Genomic DNA, 14,994 nt, shown 5'->3' on the forward strand with positions numbered 1-14,994 from the left:
CGAGAGACCCAAGACCATGCTACGCATCGAATGTCCCTACTGCGGTCTGCGCGACCACGACGAGTTCCGCTACGGTGGTGACGCGTCGGTCATCCGTCCTGTCCACGACGACGCGGATTTCGAGGCCTGGTACCGTTACGTCTTCGTGCGCGAGAACCCGGCCGGCCCGCATCGCGAGTACTGGCAGCACGTGATGGGCTGCCGTCAATGGTTGGTGGTCGGGCGCGATACACGCAACCACGAGATTTCCTTGGCGCGGTCCGCACGGGAGGCGCGCGCATGAGGCGGCTCAACGAAGGCGGGCTGATTGATCGTTCGCAGCCGGTTGCGTTCACCTTCGACGGGAAGGCGATGGCTGGTTTCCGCGGCGACACGCTCGCGTCGGCGCTGCTGGCGAACGGCGTGAGCCTCGTCGGCCGCAGTTTCAAGTATCACCGCCCGCGCGGAATCTATTCGGCCGGGCCCGAGGAGCCGAATGCGCTCATGACTTTGGGAACCGGCGGGCGGCGCGAACCGAATCTGCCGGCGACCACGGTGGAACTGGCGGACGGCCTGGTTGCCGAAAGCCAGAACCGCTGGCCATCTCTCAAGTTCGACGTTCAAGGCATCAACGGCTTGTTCTCGCCGTTCCTGTCGGCGGGCTTCTACTACAAGACCTTCATGGGTCCGACCCGGCGGGCCTGGATGTTTTACGAGCACTTCATCCGCAAGGCGGCGGGGCTCGGCCGCGCGGGGATAGAGCCCGATCCTGACCGCTACGAAATCCGTCATCTGTTCGCCGATGTGGCGGTGATCGGGGCCGGCCCGGCGGGACTTTCGGCCGCGCTTGCTGCGGGCGAGGCGGGCGCCAGGGTGGTTCTCGTTGAGCAGGATTTTGTGGCGGGGGGCTGTCTTTTGTCGGAGCCGGCGGACGGCGAGGCCCGGGCCTGGCTTTCCGTGACGCTCGCACGGCTCGCCGACATGTCGAATGTTTCGATGATGACGCGCACCACCGCGTTCGGTGCCTATGACAGCAATGTGCTCGGGCTGGTGGAGCGGCACGGCTCAGCAACCACCGATCCGGCGAAAGGCGAGGCGCGCCAGATAATGGCGCTTTTGCGGGCGAAAACGATCGTCTACGCTACGGGCTCGATCGAGCGGCCGCTTACCTTCACCAACAATGATCGGCCCGGCATCATGCTGGCCTCCGCGGCGCGGACCTATCTGAACCGCTTTGCCGTACTTGCGGGTACGAGAGTGATGGTCGCAACCGACAACGACAGCGCCTATTCCGCAGCCTTTGACCTTGCGGCAGCCCGGGCCGAAGTGACAATAGCCGACAGCCGCGCGGAACCGACACATGAACTTTTGGAACAGGCGCGCCACTGGGGCATTGCCGTCCGCAGGAAATCGCTGATCTCCAATGCATTGGGGCGTTATGCCGTACGCGCTGTTACGCTTTCCGAACCGGGCGGTACGATTACGCTGGAATGCGACCTGGTCGTGCTCTCGGGCGGTTGGTCGCCGACGGTGCATCTGACCTCCCATCTTGGGGTGAGGCCCCTATATCGCGAGGACATAAACGCTTTCGTTCCCGGAAAGCTCGGAGCGGGGCAGTTCGTGGCCGGTGCTATGACAGGAGGCTTCATCACAGCCGGCGCCATCGAGGAGGGGCATAGCGCGGGGGCAGAGGCAGCTGCGTTCTGCGGCGCAACGAAATCAGTCCAGCCGCCCTTTAGCCTCGACGACGCTGGACCTAATGATAGCCCGCTCGTTGCGCCTCACTTCGTGGAGGGAAAGGATGGTAGCCAGGCTAGGCGGCCGGAGCATAGTTTCCCCCTTCGATCGGCGCAGAGGGGGTTCGGGAACCCAAAGGCGGAACTTGCCAAAGGCAAGGCCTTTATCGACCTGCAGATGGACGTAACCGTAAGTGACGTCGCGCTGGCGCATCGTGAGGGGTATGAGTCGGTCGAGCATCTGAAGCGCTATACGACGCTTGGGATGGGCACCGATCAGGGCAAGACAAGCAATCTCAGCGCGATTTCCGCCATGGCCGGTCTGCGCGGGATGGCGGTTCCGGACCTTGGCACGACTACATTTCGGCCTCCCTATACCCCAGTTGCCGTTGGTGCGCTGGCTGGGCGCAGCCAGAGCCATCTTCACAAGCCGTTCCGGCGCACGCCAATGCATGACTGGCATGTCGCCAACGGCGCGCAGATGCTTGAGACCGGCGCCTGGATACGGCCCTGGTTCTACCTTGCTTCCGGCCGCGATGTGGACGAGGCCTATGTCGCGGAGATGCGGATGGTGCGCAAGGCGGCAGGGCTGATGGACATCTCCACGCTCGGCAAGATCGACATACAAGGGCCGGACGCCGCCAACTTCCTCGACCGCGTCTATGTCAATGGGTTTGCCAAGCTGGCGATCGGCCGCGCGCGCTACGGCATCATGCTGCGCGACGACGGCATCGTCTTCGACGATGGCACAACGACCCGACTCGGCGAGCGGCACTTTCTTATGACGACATCGACCGCGAACGCCGCGGACGTAATGGCCCGGCTCGAATTCCTGCTCGACACCGCCTGGCCAGACCTGCGCGTGTCGGTGACCTCGGTCAGCGACGAATGGGCTGCGATGTCGGTTGCCGGTCCGAAGAGCCGCGATATCCTCGCCGCCGCGTTTCCCGACCTCGACGTCTCCAACGCGGCGCTGCCGCATATGGGACTGATCGAGGCAAAGTATAACGGCTGGCCCTTGCGCATCATCCGCCTCAGCTTTTCCGGCGAGCGGGCTTACGAGATCTATGCCGGCGCGAGGGGGGGCAAGGAGGTGTGGTGCCGGCTAATAGAGGCCGGCGCGCCTTTTGGCCAGAAGCCTTACGGCGTCGAGGCCCTGGGCGCCCTGCGCGTCGAGAAGGGGCATGTCGCGGGACCGGAGATCGACGGCAGGACGACGCTCGACGACCTCGGGCTCAGCCGCATGGCGGGCAAGCGCAGCGGCTATGTGGGCGAGGTGCTTGGCCGCCGCGAAGCCTTCAGCGACCCGGCGCGCCCGCGGCTAGTCGGGCTGCGCAGCCTCGAGCCGGGCAAGCCATTGCGCGGCGGCTCGATCCTGTTCAGGCCTGGCGAGCCGATCCATGGCCACGGTCTCGGCCGCATCACCTCGGTGACCTACAGCCCCACGCTGGACGCGTGGGTCGGGCTGGGACTGCTTGCCCGGAATGCCGCGGAGGAGGGCACCGAGATCGTCGCAACTTATCCCATGAAGGGCCAGACGGTTCGGGCCCGGATAGTCTCGCCTATATTCCTGGACCCGAAGGGAGAGCGGCTGCATGGCTGATGGTTCGAACATGGCCGGGTTCGAGATGGCGGCTTATGACTGCTCTATCCTCCAACTCGAGGGCTGGGATGGCGCGATGGCACAATTTGAGGTGGTACTGAATAGGATGCTGGGCGGGCCTCTGCCCAACAAGGTCGGCGACACTGCTCGTCATGACGATGAGCTCGTCATTCGGATTGCGCCGCGTCGGTTTTGGCTGCTTTGCGACGGCCCGCCGCCTGTTCTCGACATCGACGCGGAACTCGGCTGCGCACTCCAACTCGGCGAGGGCAGGATTCGGCTCCGGCTGTCCGGCAGGGGCCTCAAACAGGTGCTGGAGCGGTGTGTCGCGGCGGATTGGGAGACACTGGGAGATGGACGGGCAGTCCAGACGGGTCTCGATCGCATGCCGGTGCTGCTGCTGCGCAGGAGCGGGTTCGAATGCGACCTCCTCGTCCCGCGCAGCCTCAGCAAGGGCCTGATGGAGTGGATTGCCGACGCCTCCGCGGCCGCTACCTGACTTACCGCCTCGAACCGGGCGACGTGGCCTACCCACCTAGCCAAATGTACGATCGCGGTTCAGGGCGCCTTTTAAGAAAGCAAAACCAATTGATCGCCTCCTGCGATCGACATTTAACCAAAGATAGGAGAAAGCTGCTTATGCCTACATCTAGTCAACAGGGACGCGTACCTGGATTTAGTCAGCAGGAATACCGCGAGCGCACTGCTCGGCTGCGACAGCAAATGGCGGCGCGTGGAATGGACGCGCTGCTTGTCATGGACGAGAATAATATGAACTATCTCACCGGCTATGACGGATACTCGGATTACGTTCCGCAGCTCGCTCTCGTGTGTCAAGAAGAGGAAGATCCGTGGCTGATCGTGCGCGAAATGGACACTTTGTGTGCAACGCCCACATCGTACCTGCCGGAATCACGCATCCTCAGTTATCCCGAAAAGTACATTGGATCGAGCCAACGGACGGCATGGGAGCCGATTGGCGATCTAATCCGCGAGCGCACTAAGTCGAGCCGAATCGGGGTCGAACTGACGGCCAAGACGTTTGGAGTGAAAGACCATGCCGCCCTCGGTAACAGCCTGGACTCATCGAAGTTCATCGATGCCGATGGGATGATTGCTAAGCTGAAGAAGGTAAAATCACCAGCTGAGCTTGCGTACATGGAGCAAGCCGGCAAGATTGTTGATAGGGCCATGCAGGTGGGCCGGCTGGAGATTGCACTAGGCGCGCGCGAATGCGACGTAGGGGCGGCGGTAACGCATGCTTTGATCAAGGGAACTCCGGAAATCCCCGGGGGTGTTTGCCAATTTCCGTATATGCCGGTTGGCTCTCCCGCCAACGCGCCGCATCTTTCGTGGTCCGACGCAAGCTATAAGATGGGCTGTCAGACTAATATCGAAATTGGCGCCTTCCGACACCGCTATGTCTGCGCCTTGTCACGGACGGTATTTTTGGGGGAGCCGACCGCTCGGGCTCAGCACTTACATCAAGCCGCTTTGGACGGCTTTCTCGCAGAGGTCGAAACGATACGGCCCGGAGTAACGTGCTCTGAAGTTTCGCAAGCGTTCCAGCGCGCCTTTAATCCATACGGCGTGCGTAAGGAATCCAGGAGCGGCTATTCCATCGGCCACGGTTGGGTCGACAGCGGAATCAGCTTCCAGGAGGACGACGACACCGTGATTGAACCCAACATGACCTTCCACGTCCTCATCGGCATTTTTGAGAAGGAGGACGGCTACGTCTTCAGTGAGACTGTCCGAGTGACCGAGAATGGCGCGAAGTCGCTAAGCAGCATGTCCCGCGACCTGCTGGTAAATTGCTGACTTTTCAGGATTGCAATGCCGGCGTAGCGCCAATACGTTGCGCCGGCATGTAACATCACCAAGCTGTGCTGGTTGTGCGTCTAACACTTGTTTCGCGCGGGCGACCTTTTTGAGGAAGCGTTCAACAAGACACGGCTAGTGGGTGGCCGAGCCGACCACTGCCCTTGGCTCGGCGTCGTGGTGCAGGCAGAGATCTGGACCTGCTGATGCGACTACAGCGGTTCCGGCCCACCCTGAAACGTCGTCGCCTGCTCTTTTTCCCGCTCCTGCGGCGGCGTCCTCGCGCTGCTTCGCTTCACAGGAGCCCGCTCGCGTCCTTGGCTGCCGATGCGGCCTAGCGGTTCGGCCGGCCCGGACGCGTCCCGTCACGGTCGGCCTCGCGGGGGATCGTGCCCCCGCGACAGCGAAGAAGTGACGGGAAAGTGATCGCGATCGGCTACGTGACCAAGCAGGAAATGCTGCATGCAAGTGCCAGCCCAAGACGCTCAGCGTCCGATAAGGCGATCGATGAACTGATCGATCGCTGACGCTTGTCACTAGCCCGTCTTATGCACGACGATGGGGCTTTGAGGCTGGCGGATGTAGCTAAGCGATTGATTTGGCGTAGGATTCGGTTGCTTAGGCCAACCCTTCCACCGCATCTCGCGAGCCACACCCGCCATGACCGTGGATACGTTGCTGCCGCTGTCTTTTCCAGCCGTCGGACGCAAGAAGGTCACAGCTGCGTTTGACGGCGGACGCATCACCTCGGATGGCGGCGTCATGCTTTTGGCCGCGGCCGAGCGACGCCTGCAACTGGCGACAGGCTGGCCGCTGCGATCCACGATCCGCGCGATCCAGCGCGCGTGACGCACGCTATGGCCGACATCCTGCGTGCCCGGATCTTTGCCATCGCCTGCGGCTACGAGGATGCCAACGATCTCGACCGGCTGCGCACCGATCCGGCCTTCAAGCTCGCCTGCGGGCGGCTGCCCGACAGCGGGATTGATCTGTGCTCGCAGCCGACCTGTTCGCGGCTGGAGAACCTGCCCGACCTCAGGACCGTCATCCGGCTCGGCTGGGTGCTGGTCGATCTGTGGCTGTCGAGCTATGCCGCGCCGCCGAAAAGCGTCACGCTCGACATCGATGATACGCTGGATGTCGTTCACGGCCATCAGCAGCTCTCGCTCTTCAACGCCCACTACGACGAGCGTTGCTTCCTGCCGATCCACATCTACGACGCCGCGACAGGACGTCCGGTCGCGATGATCCTGCGTCCTGGCAAGACCCCGACGGGCAAGGAGATCCGCGGCCATCTGCGCCGTCTCGTGCGCCGCATCCGCGCGCGCTGGCCGACCACCCGCATCCTGATCCGTGGCGACAGCCATTACGGCCGGGCGCAAGTCATGGCCTGGTGCGAGAACAATGCGATCGACTACCTCTTCGGCCTACCCGGCAACAAGGTTCTGCAGCGGCTCGTCGACGAGAGCGCCGACGACATCCGCACCCGCCGCGCGCTCGAGCGCAAGTCTGTGCTGCGCGGCTATGCCGAGACCCGCTACAAGGCGAAGTCCTGGAAGGCCGAACGCCGCACCTGCGCTCGCATCGAGGCAACCACCCTCGGCCTCGACATCCGCTTCGTCGTCACCAATCTCGACAAAGGCTCCGCCGAGCACATCTACGACGTGATCTACTGCGCCCGCGGCCAGGCCGAAAACCTGATCAAGATGCACAAGAGCCAACTCGCCTCCGACCGCACCTCCTGCCGCTCACCGATTGCCAATCAGGGCCGTCTTGTCCTGCACACCGCCGCATACTGGTTAATGCTCACCTGCGCGAGGCGGTGCCCACGACCCATCATCTGCGCAACGCCGAGTTCGCTACGCTGCGGCTCAGGCTGCTCAAGCTCGGCGCCCGCGTCATCGAAACCGTCTCGCGCATCCGCCTGGCCTTCGCCGCCGCCTGTCCCGAGGCAAGTCTGTTCCGGGCGATCGCCAGCAATCTGCTACCGGCAGGACCATGACCGCCGGGGCAGCGGGCCCCGCCGAACCACACAGCTTCCACCCTCCAGCGCGTTCACAAGTCCAGACACAGCCGCGGTGAAAAAGACGCCGAGCCGCCACCTGTCCGCCGCTCAGCGGCAAACAAACCCAGATCCGTCATGAATAAGACGGGCTAGAAACGAAGCCGAGGAAGCTCACCCCCATCAGGTAGTGTGCTGAGAGTTCTGCAAATTCGCTGAGAGGGGGCGGTCATGGCAGGCTGGTGATTGTTCACGTCACCGATTCCCGCGAAGGAACGCCACCATGACCAAGACTGAAGTTAAGACCGCCAGCGCTGCCGTCAAAGACATTTTGCTTTCGAACCCGGATGGATTGCACGAAGTGCTCCGTGCGGTGATGCAGGAGGTGCTTGAAGCCGAGATGGACGAGGCGCTGGGTGCCTCGAAGAGCGAGCGCACGCCCGAAGGGCTTGGCTATCGCTCGGGCTATTACGGCCGCATCCTTGTGACGCGCGTCGGCAAGCTCGAGCTGCGGGTTCCGCAGGACCGTGCCGGGCGCTTCTCCACCGAGCTGTTCGAGCGCTACCAGAGTTCCGAGCGGGCCTTGGTGGCGACGCTGGCCGAGATGTATGTCCAGGGCGTGTCGACCCGCAAGGTGAAGGCGATCACGGAAGAACTGTGCGGCCATGCCTTCTCGGCCTCGTCGATCTCGGCCATCAACAAGCGGCTGGACGAGAGCCTCGCTGCCTTTGCTAGGCGCCCCCTTCAAGAGCCGTTTCCTTACCTCATCCTCGATGCGCGCTACGAGAAGGTGCGTGAAGCCGGTGTTGTCATGAGCCAGGCGGTGCTGATCGCGGTCGGTATCGACTGGGACGGAAGGCGCCAGATCCTGGCCGTGGAGATGGTCAATCGCGAGAGCCGCTCGGCCTGGAGGGACTTCCTCGTCGGCCTCAAGGCGCGCGGCCTCAAGGGCGTTGAGTTGGTCGTGTCCGACGATCCCGCCGGCCTGGTGGCAGCGATCGGCGAGGTGATCCCCGAAGCCGCCTGGCAACGCTGCTACGTGCACTTCCTCAGGAACGCGCTCGATCATCTGCCGAGGAAGCACGGCGACGACTGCCTGCAGGAATTGCGCTGGCTCTACGACCGGCGCGATCTCGCAGAGGCCAGGGCTGATCTTGCCGCATGGCTTGCCAAATGGTCGGCACGCTATCCGCGCCTGACAGGCTGGGCCGAGGACGCGATCGGACAAACCCTGACCTTCTTCAGGCTGCCGAGACAGCACCACAAGCATCTAAAGTCCACCAACATGCTCGAACGGCTCAACGAGGAAATCCGCCGGCGCACCTATGTCGTGCGCATCTTCCCAAACGCCGAAAGCTGCCTGCGCCTGGTCAGGGCCTTGGCCGTCGAGACCAAAGAAAACTGGATGGAGGCCAACCGATACCTCAACATGGACGACCTGCGCGAGCACAAGAAGCTCGCTCTGCGCCAAGCCGCATGACCAGCATCATGGCCGCCCCATTTTGCAGAACTTGACGCACACAACCCCCCATCCGCGACGAGCTCGACCGCAATCATCAAGAGCGAACCGCACCAGCGGCACGCTCACCTCCCCACACCCTAATCGCGCTTATCCGATAGGCTCGACCCATCTCGCTTTTAGATGACGACAATATAAAAGCTGCAATTGACTCAGGTCGCCCGTCTGTTGATGGTCAATGGAAGACGCGAATGAAGTTCGCTCATCGCGCCATAATCGAAAGGAAAGCCCCGCCAATAATCGGAAAGAAAAGGGGAGGGTTAACTATTGCTTCAGTTGCCTGTTCAGCGTGAAACACGCGCGGTACAGCTTGATACGAGACGGGCCGAGCAATCCGGGTTCAGGTGGAGGGTGTTCGGTGAACCCGAGGGGGGTAGCTTTGGTGGAGCCGACATCGCGCAGAATAAACGACGCGCCGGTCTTGCAGGTGTCGGATCTGCGGATTGTTTTCAGGACCCGCGGCACCACGATCCACGCCGTTAACGGCATCAGCTTTGAACTGCAGCCCGGCGAGCTGCTGGGCGTTGTCGGTGAAAGCGGTTCTGGCAAGAGCGTTACGATGATGTCGCTCATGAAGCTTCTGCCGTCGCCGCCCGCCGAAATCGTGTCTGGAAGGGTGCGTCTCGGGTACCGGGATCTTTTGTCGCTCGACCCGAGCGAAATGCGTAAGGTCCGTGGCGGCGAGGTTGGGTTCATCTTCCAGGATCCGATGACGTCGCTCAACCCGGTCTTGACGGTCGGCTACCAGCTGATGGAGCCGTTGCGGAAGCATTTCGTTCTCAGCCGTAGCGAGGCGCGCAAGCGTGCGATCGAGCTTCTCTCCCGGGTCGGCATACCCTCGCCACAGGACAGGATAAACGACTATCCCCACCAGTTCTCCGGCGGGATGCGCCAGCGGGTGATGATCGCTATTGCACTTGCCTGCGAGCCAAAAGTTCTCATCGCCGATGAGCCGACGACGGCGCTTGACGTAACGATCCAGGCCCAGATCCTGGAACTCGTCAAGAAGCTCCGCCAGGAAATCGGCATGAGCATCATCTGGATTACGCATGATCTCGGTGTGGTGGCCGGGATCGCCGATCGGGTGATGGTCATGTACGGCGGACTCATTGTCGAGTGCGCCCCTGTCGACGATCTCTACGCAAATCCCCGTCATCCCTATACGCGCGCGCTTATGGAGACGTTGCCGAGACCCGACCAGGCGGGACAGGAGCGATTGAAGAGTGTCGTCGGCCAGCCGCCACACTTTACCGCCTTTCCGACGAGCTGCCCCTTCGCACCACGGTGTCCGCATGTTTTCGATCGCTGCCGCGTCGAGAGGCCGCCCCTGATGCCGGTGCGAGAAGGTCACGAAGCTGCCTGCTGGTGGGACGTGACCGAGCAGAGGCCGCGCGATGATGTCTGAGCCAAGTATCCTCACCAGAGACGCACAGCCTGGCCGGGACGACGTCCTGCTCCGCGTCAGTGACCTGGCCGTGCACTACCCGACCCATCAGGGTGTCTTCGGGCGCCAGGCTGGCGCCATCAGAGCGCTGGACGGCGTAAATCTGGAAGTCAGGCGCGGCCAGACGCTCGGGCTTGTGGGCGAGAGCGGCTGCGGCAAGTCGACCACAGGGCGTGCCATCTTGCGCCTTTGCGACATTACCGGGGGCCGCATCGTGTTTGATGGCGAAGACATCACGCATCTGGAAGGCAACAAACTGCGCCGGATCCGCCCGCGCATGCAGATGATCTTCCAGGATCCGCAGGCATGTCTCAATCCGCGCATGACCGTCGGCTCCATTGTTGCCGAACCGCTGAACGAGCACGGCGTACTGAAAGGCAGGGAAAAGGAAAGGCGGATTCGCGAGTTGCTCGATTCCGTCGGTCTCAATCCGAGGTTCGCCAACCGCTATCCGCACGAATTTTCTGGCGGCCAGCGCCAGCGCATTGGGATCGCCAGGGCGCTCGCGCTCAATCCGGACTTCATTGTCTGCGATGAGCCTATCGCCGCCTTGGATGTCTCCATCCAAGCCCAGGTGGTCAATCTCCTCAAAGATTTTCAGGAACAGTTCTCGCTAACATACCTCTTTATCAGCCACGATCTTTCAATGGTCCGTCACCTTTGTGACGATGTGGCGGTGATGTATCTGGGCAAGGTGATGGAGCTCGGCCCCCGCGCCCTCATCTACAAAGACCCAATGCATCCCTACACGAAGGCGTTGCTCTCTGCGGTCCCGGTGCCGGATCCGGGCGTCGAACGTGCGCGCCAGCGCATCGTCCTGGCGGGCGATGTGCCGAGCCCGGCCAATCCGCCTTCGGGGTGTCGATTTCGTACCCGCTGCCCGGTCGCGTTCGACCGGTGCGCGTCAGAGCAACCAGCTTGGCGAAAGGTGGCCGGCGACCGATGGGTCGCTTGCCATAGGGCCGAGTGAAGCAGGGGAAGCGAGATCCCTCGCAGGAAGGCTCGCGCGTCCGCGATCGCAAGATGACGGATTTGGCGTGGGCAACAAGGCCGGAATAAGCCATGCCGAGGTTAAAAACGAGGAAAACAACATGTCTGGATTGAAACCCTTTCTAGTAGCGGGGGCCATAGTGACCCTACTGGTTACGTCTGCATTTGCCGAACGCGGCGCAGACGGCGCCGTCAACATCCTGAATTGGCAGGCACCGTCGATGATGAATCCTTACCTCTCGGGAAGCGACAATGACACCATTCCTGCCTCGCTGGTGCTCGAGCCGTTAGCCGGCTATGACGAGAACGGCGAGCTTTTCCCGCGGCTTGCGGCGGATATCCCGACCATTGAGAACGGCGGCGTCTCGAAGGATCTGAAGTCGATCACCTGGACACTGAAGCCTGGTCTAAAATGGTCGGATGGCACGCCCGTTACCGCGAAGGACGTGGTCTTCACCGCAAACTACTGCATGGACCCAAAGGGCGGCTGCACCCAACTTTTTAGATTCGAGGGCGTCGACAAGGTCGAGGCGCTGGAAGACCTGACCGTCGAAGTAGCCTTCAAAGAGCCGACAGCAGTCCCCTATACTCTCTTTGTCAGCGCGAGCTCTCCAATCATCCAGGCCAGGCAGTTCACCGATTGCCTCGGCGCCAAGGCCCCGACCTGCACGCAAGCCAATTTCTATCCGGTCGGCACTGGGCCGTTTGTCGTCACCAACTTCAAGCCGAGTGACGCGATCCAGCTTAAGGCCAACCCGAACTACCGGGATTCGAACAAGCCCGCTGTCGCCGAGGTCAACTACAAGGGCGGGGGCGATGCGCTCGGGGCGGCCCGTGCAGTGCTGCAGACGGGCGAATATGACTATGCCTTAAACGTGCAGCTCGCTCCGGACGTGCTGAGCAAAATGGCGAAAGCGGGCAAGGGCAAGGTGCTCTCGTCCTACGGGACGTGGGTCGAAACCCTCTTCATGAACCTGACCGATCCCTCGCCCAGTCTCCCGCCGGACGAGCGTTCGACGGCCAAGCATCCAAACCCGATCCTAAGCGATGTTCGCGTGCGCGAGGCTTTGTCGATGGCACTAGACCGCGCGAAGTTGAGCGAGATCGGCTACGGCTCGATGGGTAAGCCCACTTGTGACTGGATTCCGGCGCCGGCAAACTTCGCCGCCGGCAATACGGAGTGCCTGAAGCAGGATATTCCGGGTGCCGTGAAGCTTCTTGATGAGGCGGGCTGGAACCCGGGTCCCGATGGAATCCGGGAGAAGGACGGCAAGAAGCTGAAGCTCACCTTCGTGACGACGACCAACTCGATACGCAACCAGTTCCAGGCGATCATTAAGCAGTGGTGGCGCGAGATCGGCGTCGACGTTGAATTAAAGAGCCTCGACACTTCTGTCTTGTTCGGCAGCGATTCAACTAGTCCGAACACAGCCCAGAGGTTCTATGCCGACGTCCAGATGTGGACCAACTACGCTAGCGGTACCGATCTTGGCTCATATGTAAAAACCTTCACCTGCAGCCAAGTTCCGGGGCCGGACAACCAGTGGCAAGGCTGGAACATGCCTCGCTACTGCGACAAGGACTACGAGACGCTAGTGACAGAACTCGGCCGTACTGCTGACATCAAGAAGCGCAGCGAGATAGTGAAGAAGCTCGATACCGTGCTCGCAGACAGTTACGCGATCATGCCGCTGGTCTGGCGCGCCAACGTCTCGGGGCTCTCCAACACGCTGGGCGGTTCCGCCATGAACGCATGGGATTCTGAGTTGTGGAACGCTCAGGACTGGTATCGCAAAAAGTAAGATTACCTGCGCGTTCTTGTAAGGGCGCTTGGCTTTCCATGTCCTGGCATTATCGCCCCGGCCGGCAGCAATAGGTCCGACGCATGCTTAACTATGCCATCCGACGAATGCTTATCGCGGTCCCGATGCTGTTCTTGATCAGCCTCGTGATATTCTCGCTGCTCAAAATGGCGCCAGGCGATCCGCTATCGCAGTTGCCACCTACCATTCCACCTGAAGTGCGCGCGAACATTCGCGCCGCTCTTGGCATCGACGAGCCGCTGATCGTGCAGTATTTGCTTTGGCTGAAGCTCTTCTTCGTAATCGAGCCGCTGCATGGCTTCGACGTTCTGTTCGGGACGCATTTTTCGGACGGTATGCAGCGCATTATCTCCTGGCAATCGCGCGGCCCGGTCTTCAGCGTCATCGCCGAGCGCCTTCCGCAGACGCTTTTAGTCGTTGGCCTGGCCTATATAGTCGGGATGCTTATTGCTCTGCCGATCGGTATCGTATCAGCCTACAAACAATATTCTGTGTTCGATCAGATCGGCACTTTCCTTTCGATGCTCGGCCTTGCCGTGCCGCCCTTCTTCTCAGGCGTTCTGGCAATCCTGATTTTCGCCGTTTATTTCGACTGGCTTCCGACCATCTACAATACCAATCTCGTCGTCAACAGCTGGAGCAGTTTCATGGAGCAGCTTCGGCAGATGGCCATGCCAGTGATGGTGGTGGCGGTTCAGACCACCGCCTCCATCACCCGCTATCTACGCTCGTCAATGCTCGACAATCTCAACCAGGACTATGTTCGCACGGCTCGCGCCAAGGGCATGGGCGAGGCCGCGGTCGTGTTCATCCACGTGTTACGCAATTCCATGATCCCCGTCGTGACCGTAGTCGCGCTTGGCCTGCCTAGCGTTTTCGGCGGCGCCATCGTCACCGAACAGATATTCAAGGTAAACGGAATCGGCCAGCTTCTGATTACTGCCATATACGCCAACGACGTGCCGATGGTGCAGACATTGGCCTTCATCTTCGCAGTGCTAATCGTCGTCTTCAACCTGATCGCCGATCTGCTCTACGGCTTGCTCGATCCCAGGATTCGCTATGACTAAGCTGCTTCGCGACAACGAACCGAAAGAAGTCGCCGAGGCGCTGGTTTCGCAAACACGAACTTTCTATCCCATCGCCGGCGTGGACCTTGTGTTGCTCGCAACGCCGTCGCGCAATCAGTGGTGGGACGTGTGGGACCAGTTCAAGGCCCACAAGGGCGCCCTCGCCGGGGCCGCAGTCTTCTTCCTGCTTGTCCTCGGTGTCGTCTTCGGCCCCTTCGTTTGGCGGGTAAGTCCCACTTATATCGACTTCAGGACTTTGAACGCGGGACCAAGCTGGGCCCATCCGTTGGGCACCGACCAGCTTGGGCGCGATCTGCTTGCGCGGACGATGACAGGCGGTCGCATATCGATCGCCGTCGGCCTGACGGCGATGGTCATTTCGATTTTTCTCGGCACTCTTGTCGGTGTCGTTGCCGGCTATTTCAAATCCCTTGATGGCCCGCTGATGCGGCTCACTGATCTCTTTCTGTCATTGCCGGTGCTGCCACTGCTTTTGATCACAGTGATGCTGTTCCGCGACGCGGTGGCGAACATTCCCGGAGTCGAGATGGGGAATTTCATCCTCATCGTGTCGGCGATCGGACTGACGAGTTGGATGCAAACTGCGCGCGTCGTTCGCGGCGAAGTTCTGGCCGTCAAGCGGCGCGAATTCGTGTTGGCATCACGCAGCATCGGCGCGCCGCCGCGCCGGATTATCCGTCGTCATGTGCTGCCCAACATCATGTCGCCGATCATTGTCTCAAGCACTCTCCAAATAGCCGATGCCGTGATTTCGGAAAGCTTACTGTCGTTTCTTGGCCTCGGTTTTCCGCCGGATTTCCCGACTTGGGGGCGGCTCCTCTTTGACGGAATCGAGTACATTCAGGATAACCCGCAGCTAGTGCTGTGGCCGGGCATTGCGATTTCGCTTACCGTACTCAGCGTCGCCTATGTCGGCGACGGTCTCAGAGATGCCCTCGATCCGCGACTGCGGCGATGATGCACGTTTGGTACCTGAAATTATACGA

At 61.3% G+C, this 14,994-nt stretch carries 10 protein-coding genes and 1 pseudogene; all 11 read left to right on the top strand.

Going from position 1 to position 14,994, the window contains the following annotated elements:
* The first annotated feature begins 16 nt into the window (after nucleotides 1-16).
* The 11 genes and pseudogenes from NLY36_RS21140 (at nucleotide 17) to NLY36_RS21190 (ending at nucleotide 14,966) form a co-directional block, all read left to right on the top strand.
* Nucleotides 17-283 carry a sarcosine oxidase subunit delta gene (locus NLY36_RS21140; protein WP_023737305.1) on the top strand — a complete coding sequence of 89 codons (267 nt, stop codon included), beginning with the start codon at nucleotides 17-19 and terminating at the stop codon, nucleotides 281-283.
* Nucleotides 280-3,318, top strand: a complete 3,039-nt coding sequence (locus NLY36_RS21145) for a sarcosine oxidase subunit alpha family protein (RefSeq protein ID WP_023737306.1) — start codon at nucleotides 280-282, stop codon at nucleotides 3,316-3,318. The genes NLY36_RS21140 and NLY36_RS21145 overlap by 4 nt, the downstream gene beginning before the upstream one ends.
* Nucleotides 3,311-3,817, top strand: a complete 507-nt coding sequence (locus tag NLY36_RS21150) for an aminomethyltransferase family protein (RefSeq protein ID WP_023737307.1) — start codon at nucleotides 3,311-3,313, stop codon at nucleotides 3,815-3,817. The genes NLY36_RS21145 and NLY36_RS21150 overlap by 8 nt, the downstream gene beginning before the upstream one ends.
* A 239-nt stretch (nucleotides 3,818-4,056) precedes the next feature.
* Nucleotides 4,057-5,139 (top strand): M24 family metallopeptidase, encoded by a 1,083-nt coding sequence (locus tag NLY36_RS21155; RefSeq protein WP_031249513.1) that lies wholly within the window; start codon nucleotides 4,057-4,059, stop codon nucleotides 5,137-5,139.
* A gap of 660 nt (nucleotides 5,140-5,799) precedes the next feature.
* A pseudogene (locus NLY36_RS21160) lies at nucleotides 5,800-7,141 on the top strand (IS1380 family transposase).
* A 283-nt stretch (nucleotides 7,142-7,424) separates the two neighbouring features.
* Nucleotides 7,425-8,621 (top strand): IS256 family transposase, encoded by a 1,197-nt coding sequence (locus NLY36_RS21165; RefSeq protein ID WP_286461374.1) that lies wholly within the window; start codon nucleotides 7,425-7,427, stop codon nucleotides 8,619-8,621.
* A 418-nt stretch (nucleotides 8,622-9,039) separates the two neighbouring features.
* On the top strand, nucleotides 9,040-10,065 hold the full coding sequence (locus NLY36_RS21170) for an ABC transporter ATP-binding protein (RefSeq protein ID WP_245260348.1): 1,026 nt from the start codon (nucleotides 9,040-9,042) through the stop codon (nucleotides 10,063-10,065).
* Nucleotides 10,055-11,074 carry an ABC transporter ATP-binding protein gene (locus tag NLY36_RS21175; protein WP_023737267.1) on the top strand — a complete coding sequence of 340 codons (1,020 nt, stop codon included), beginning with the start codon at nucleotides 10,055-10,057 and terminating at the stop codon, nucleotides 11,072-11,074. The genes NLY36_RS21170 and NLY36_RS21175 overlap by 11 nt, the downstream gene beginning before the upstream one ends.
* Before the next feature lie 121 nt (nucleotides 11,075-11,195).
* Nucleotides 11,196-12,896 (top strand): peptide ABC transporter substrate-binding protein, encoded by a 1,701-nt coding sequence (locus NLY36_RS21180; RefSeq protein WP_023737268.1) that lies wholly within the window; start codon nucleotides 11,196-11,198, stop codon nucleotides 12,894-12,896.
* Between the two features lie 83 nt (nucleotides 12,897-12,979).
* Nucleotides 12,980-13,987: an ABC transporter permease gene (locus NLY36_RS21185; RefSeq protein ID WP_031249519.1), complete on the top strand. Its 1,008-nt coding sequence runs from the start codon at nucleotides 12,980-12,982 to the stop codon at nucleotides 13,985-13,987.
* Complete coding sequence (locus tag NLY36_RS21190) at nucleotides 13,980-14,966, top strand: ABC transporter permease (RefSeq protein WP_023737270.1); 987 nt, start codon at nucleotides 13,980-13,982, stop codon at nucleotides 14,964-14,966. Before NLY36_RS21185 ends, NLY36_RS21190 begins: the two co-directional genes overlap by 8 nt.
* Nucleotides 14,967-14,994 lie beyond the last annotated feature (28 nt).

This window comes from Mesorhizobium sp. C399B, from assembly GCF_030323185.1.
Taxonomy (GTDB): domain Bacteria; phylum Pseudomonadota; class Alphaproteobacteria; order Rhizobiales; family Rhizobiaceae; genus Mesorhizobium.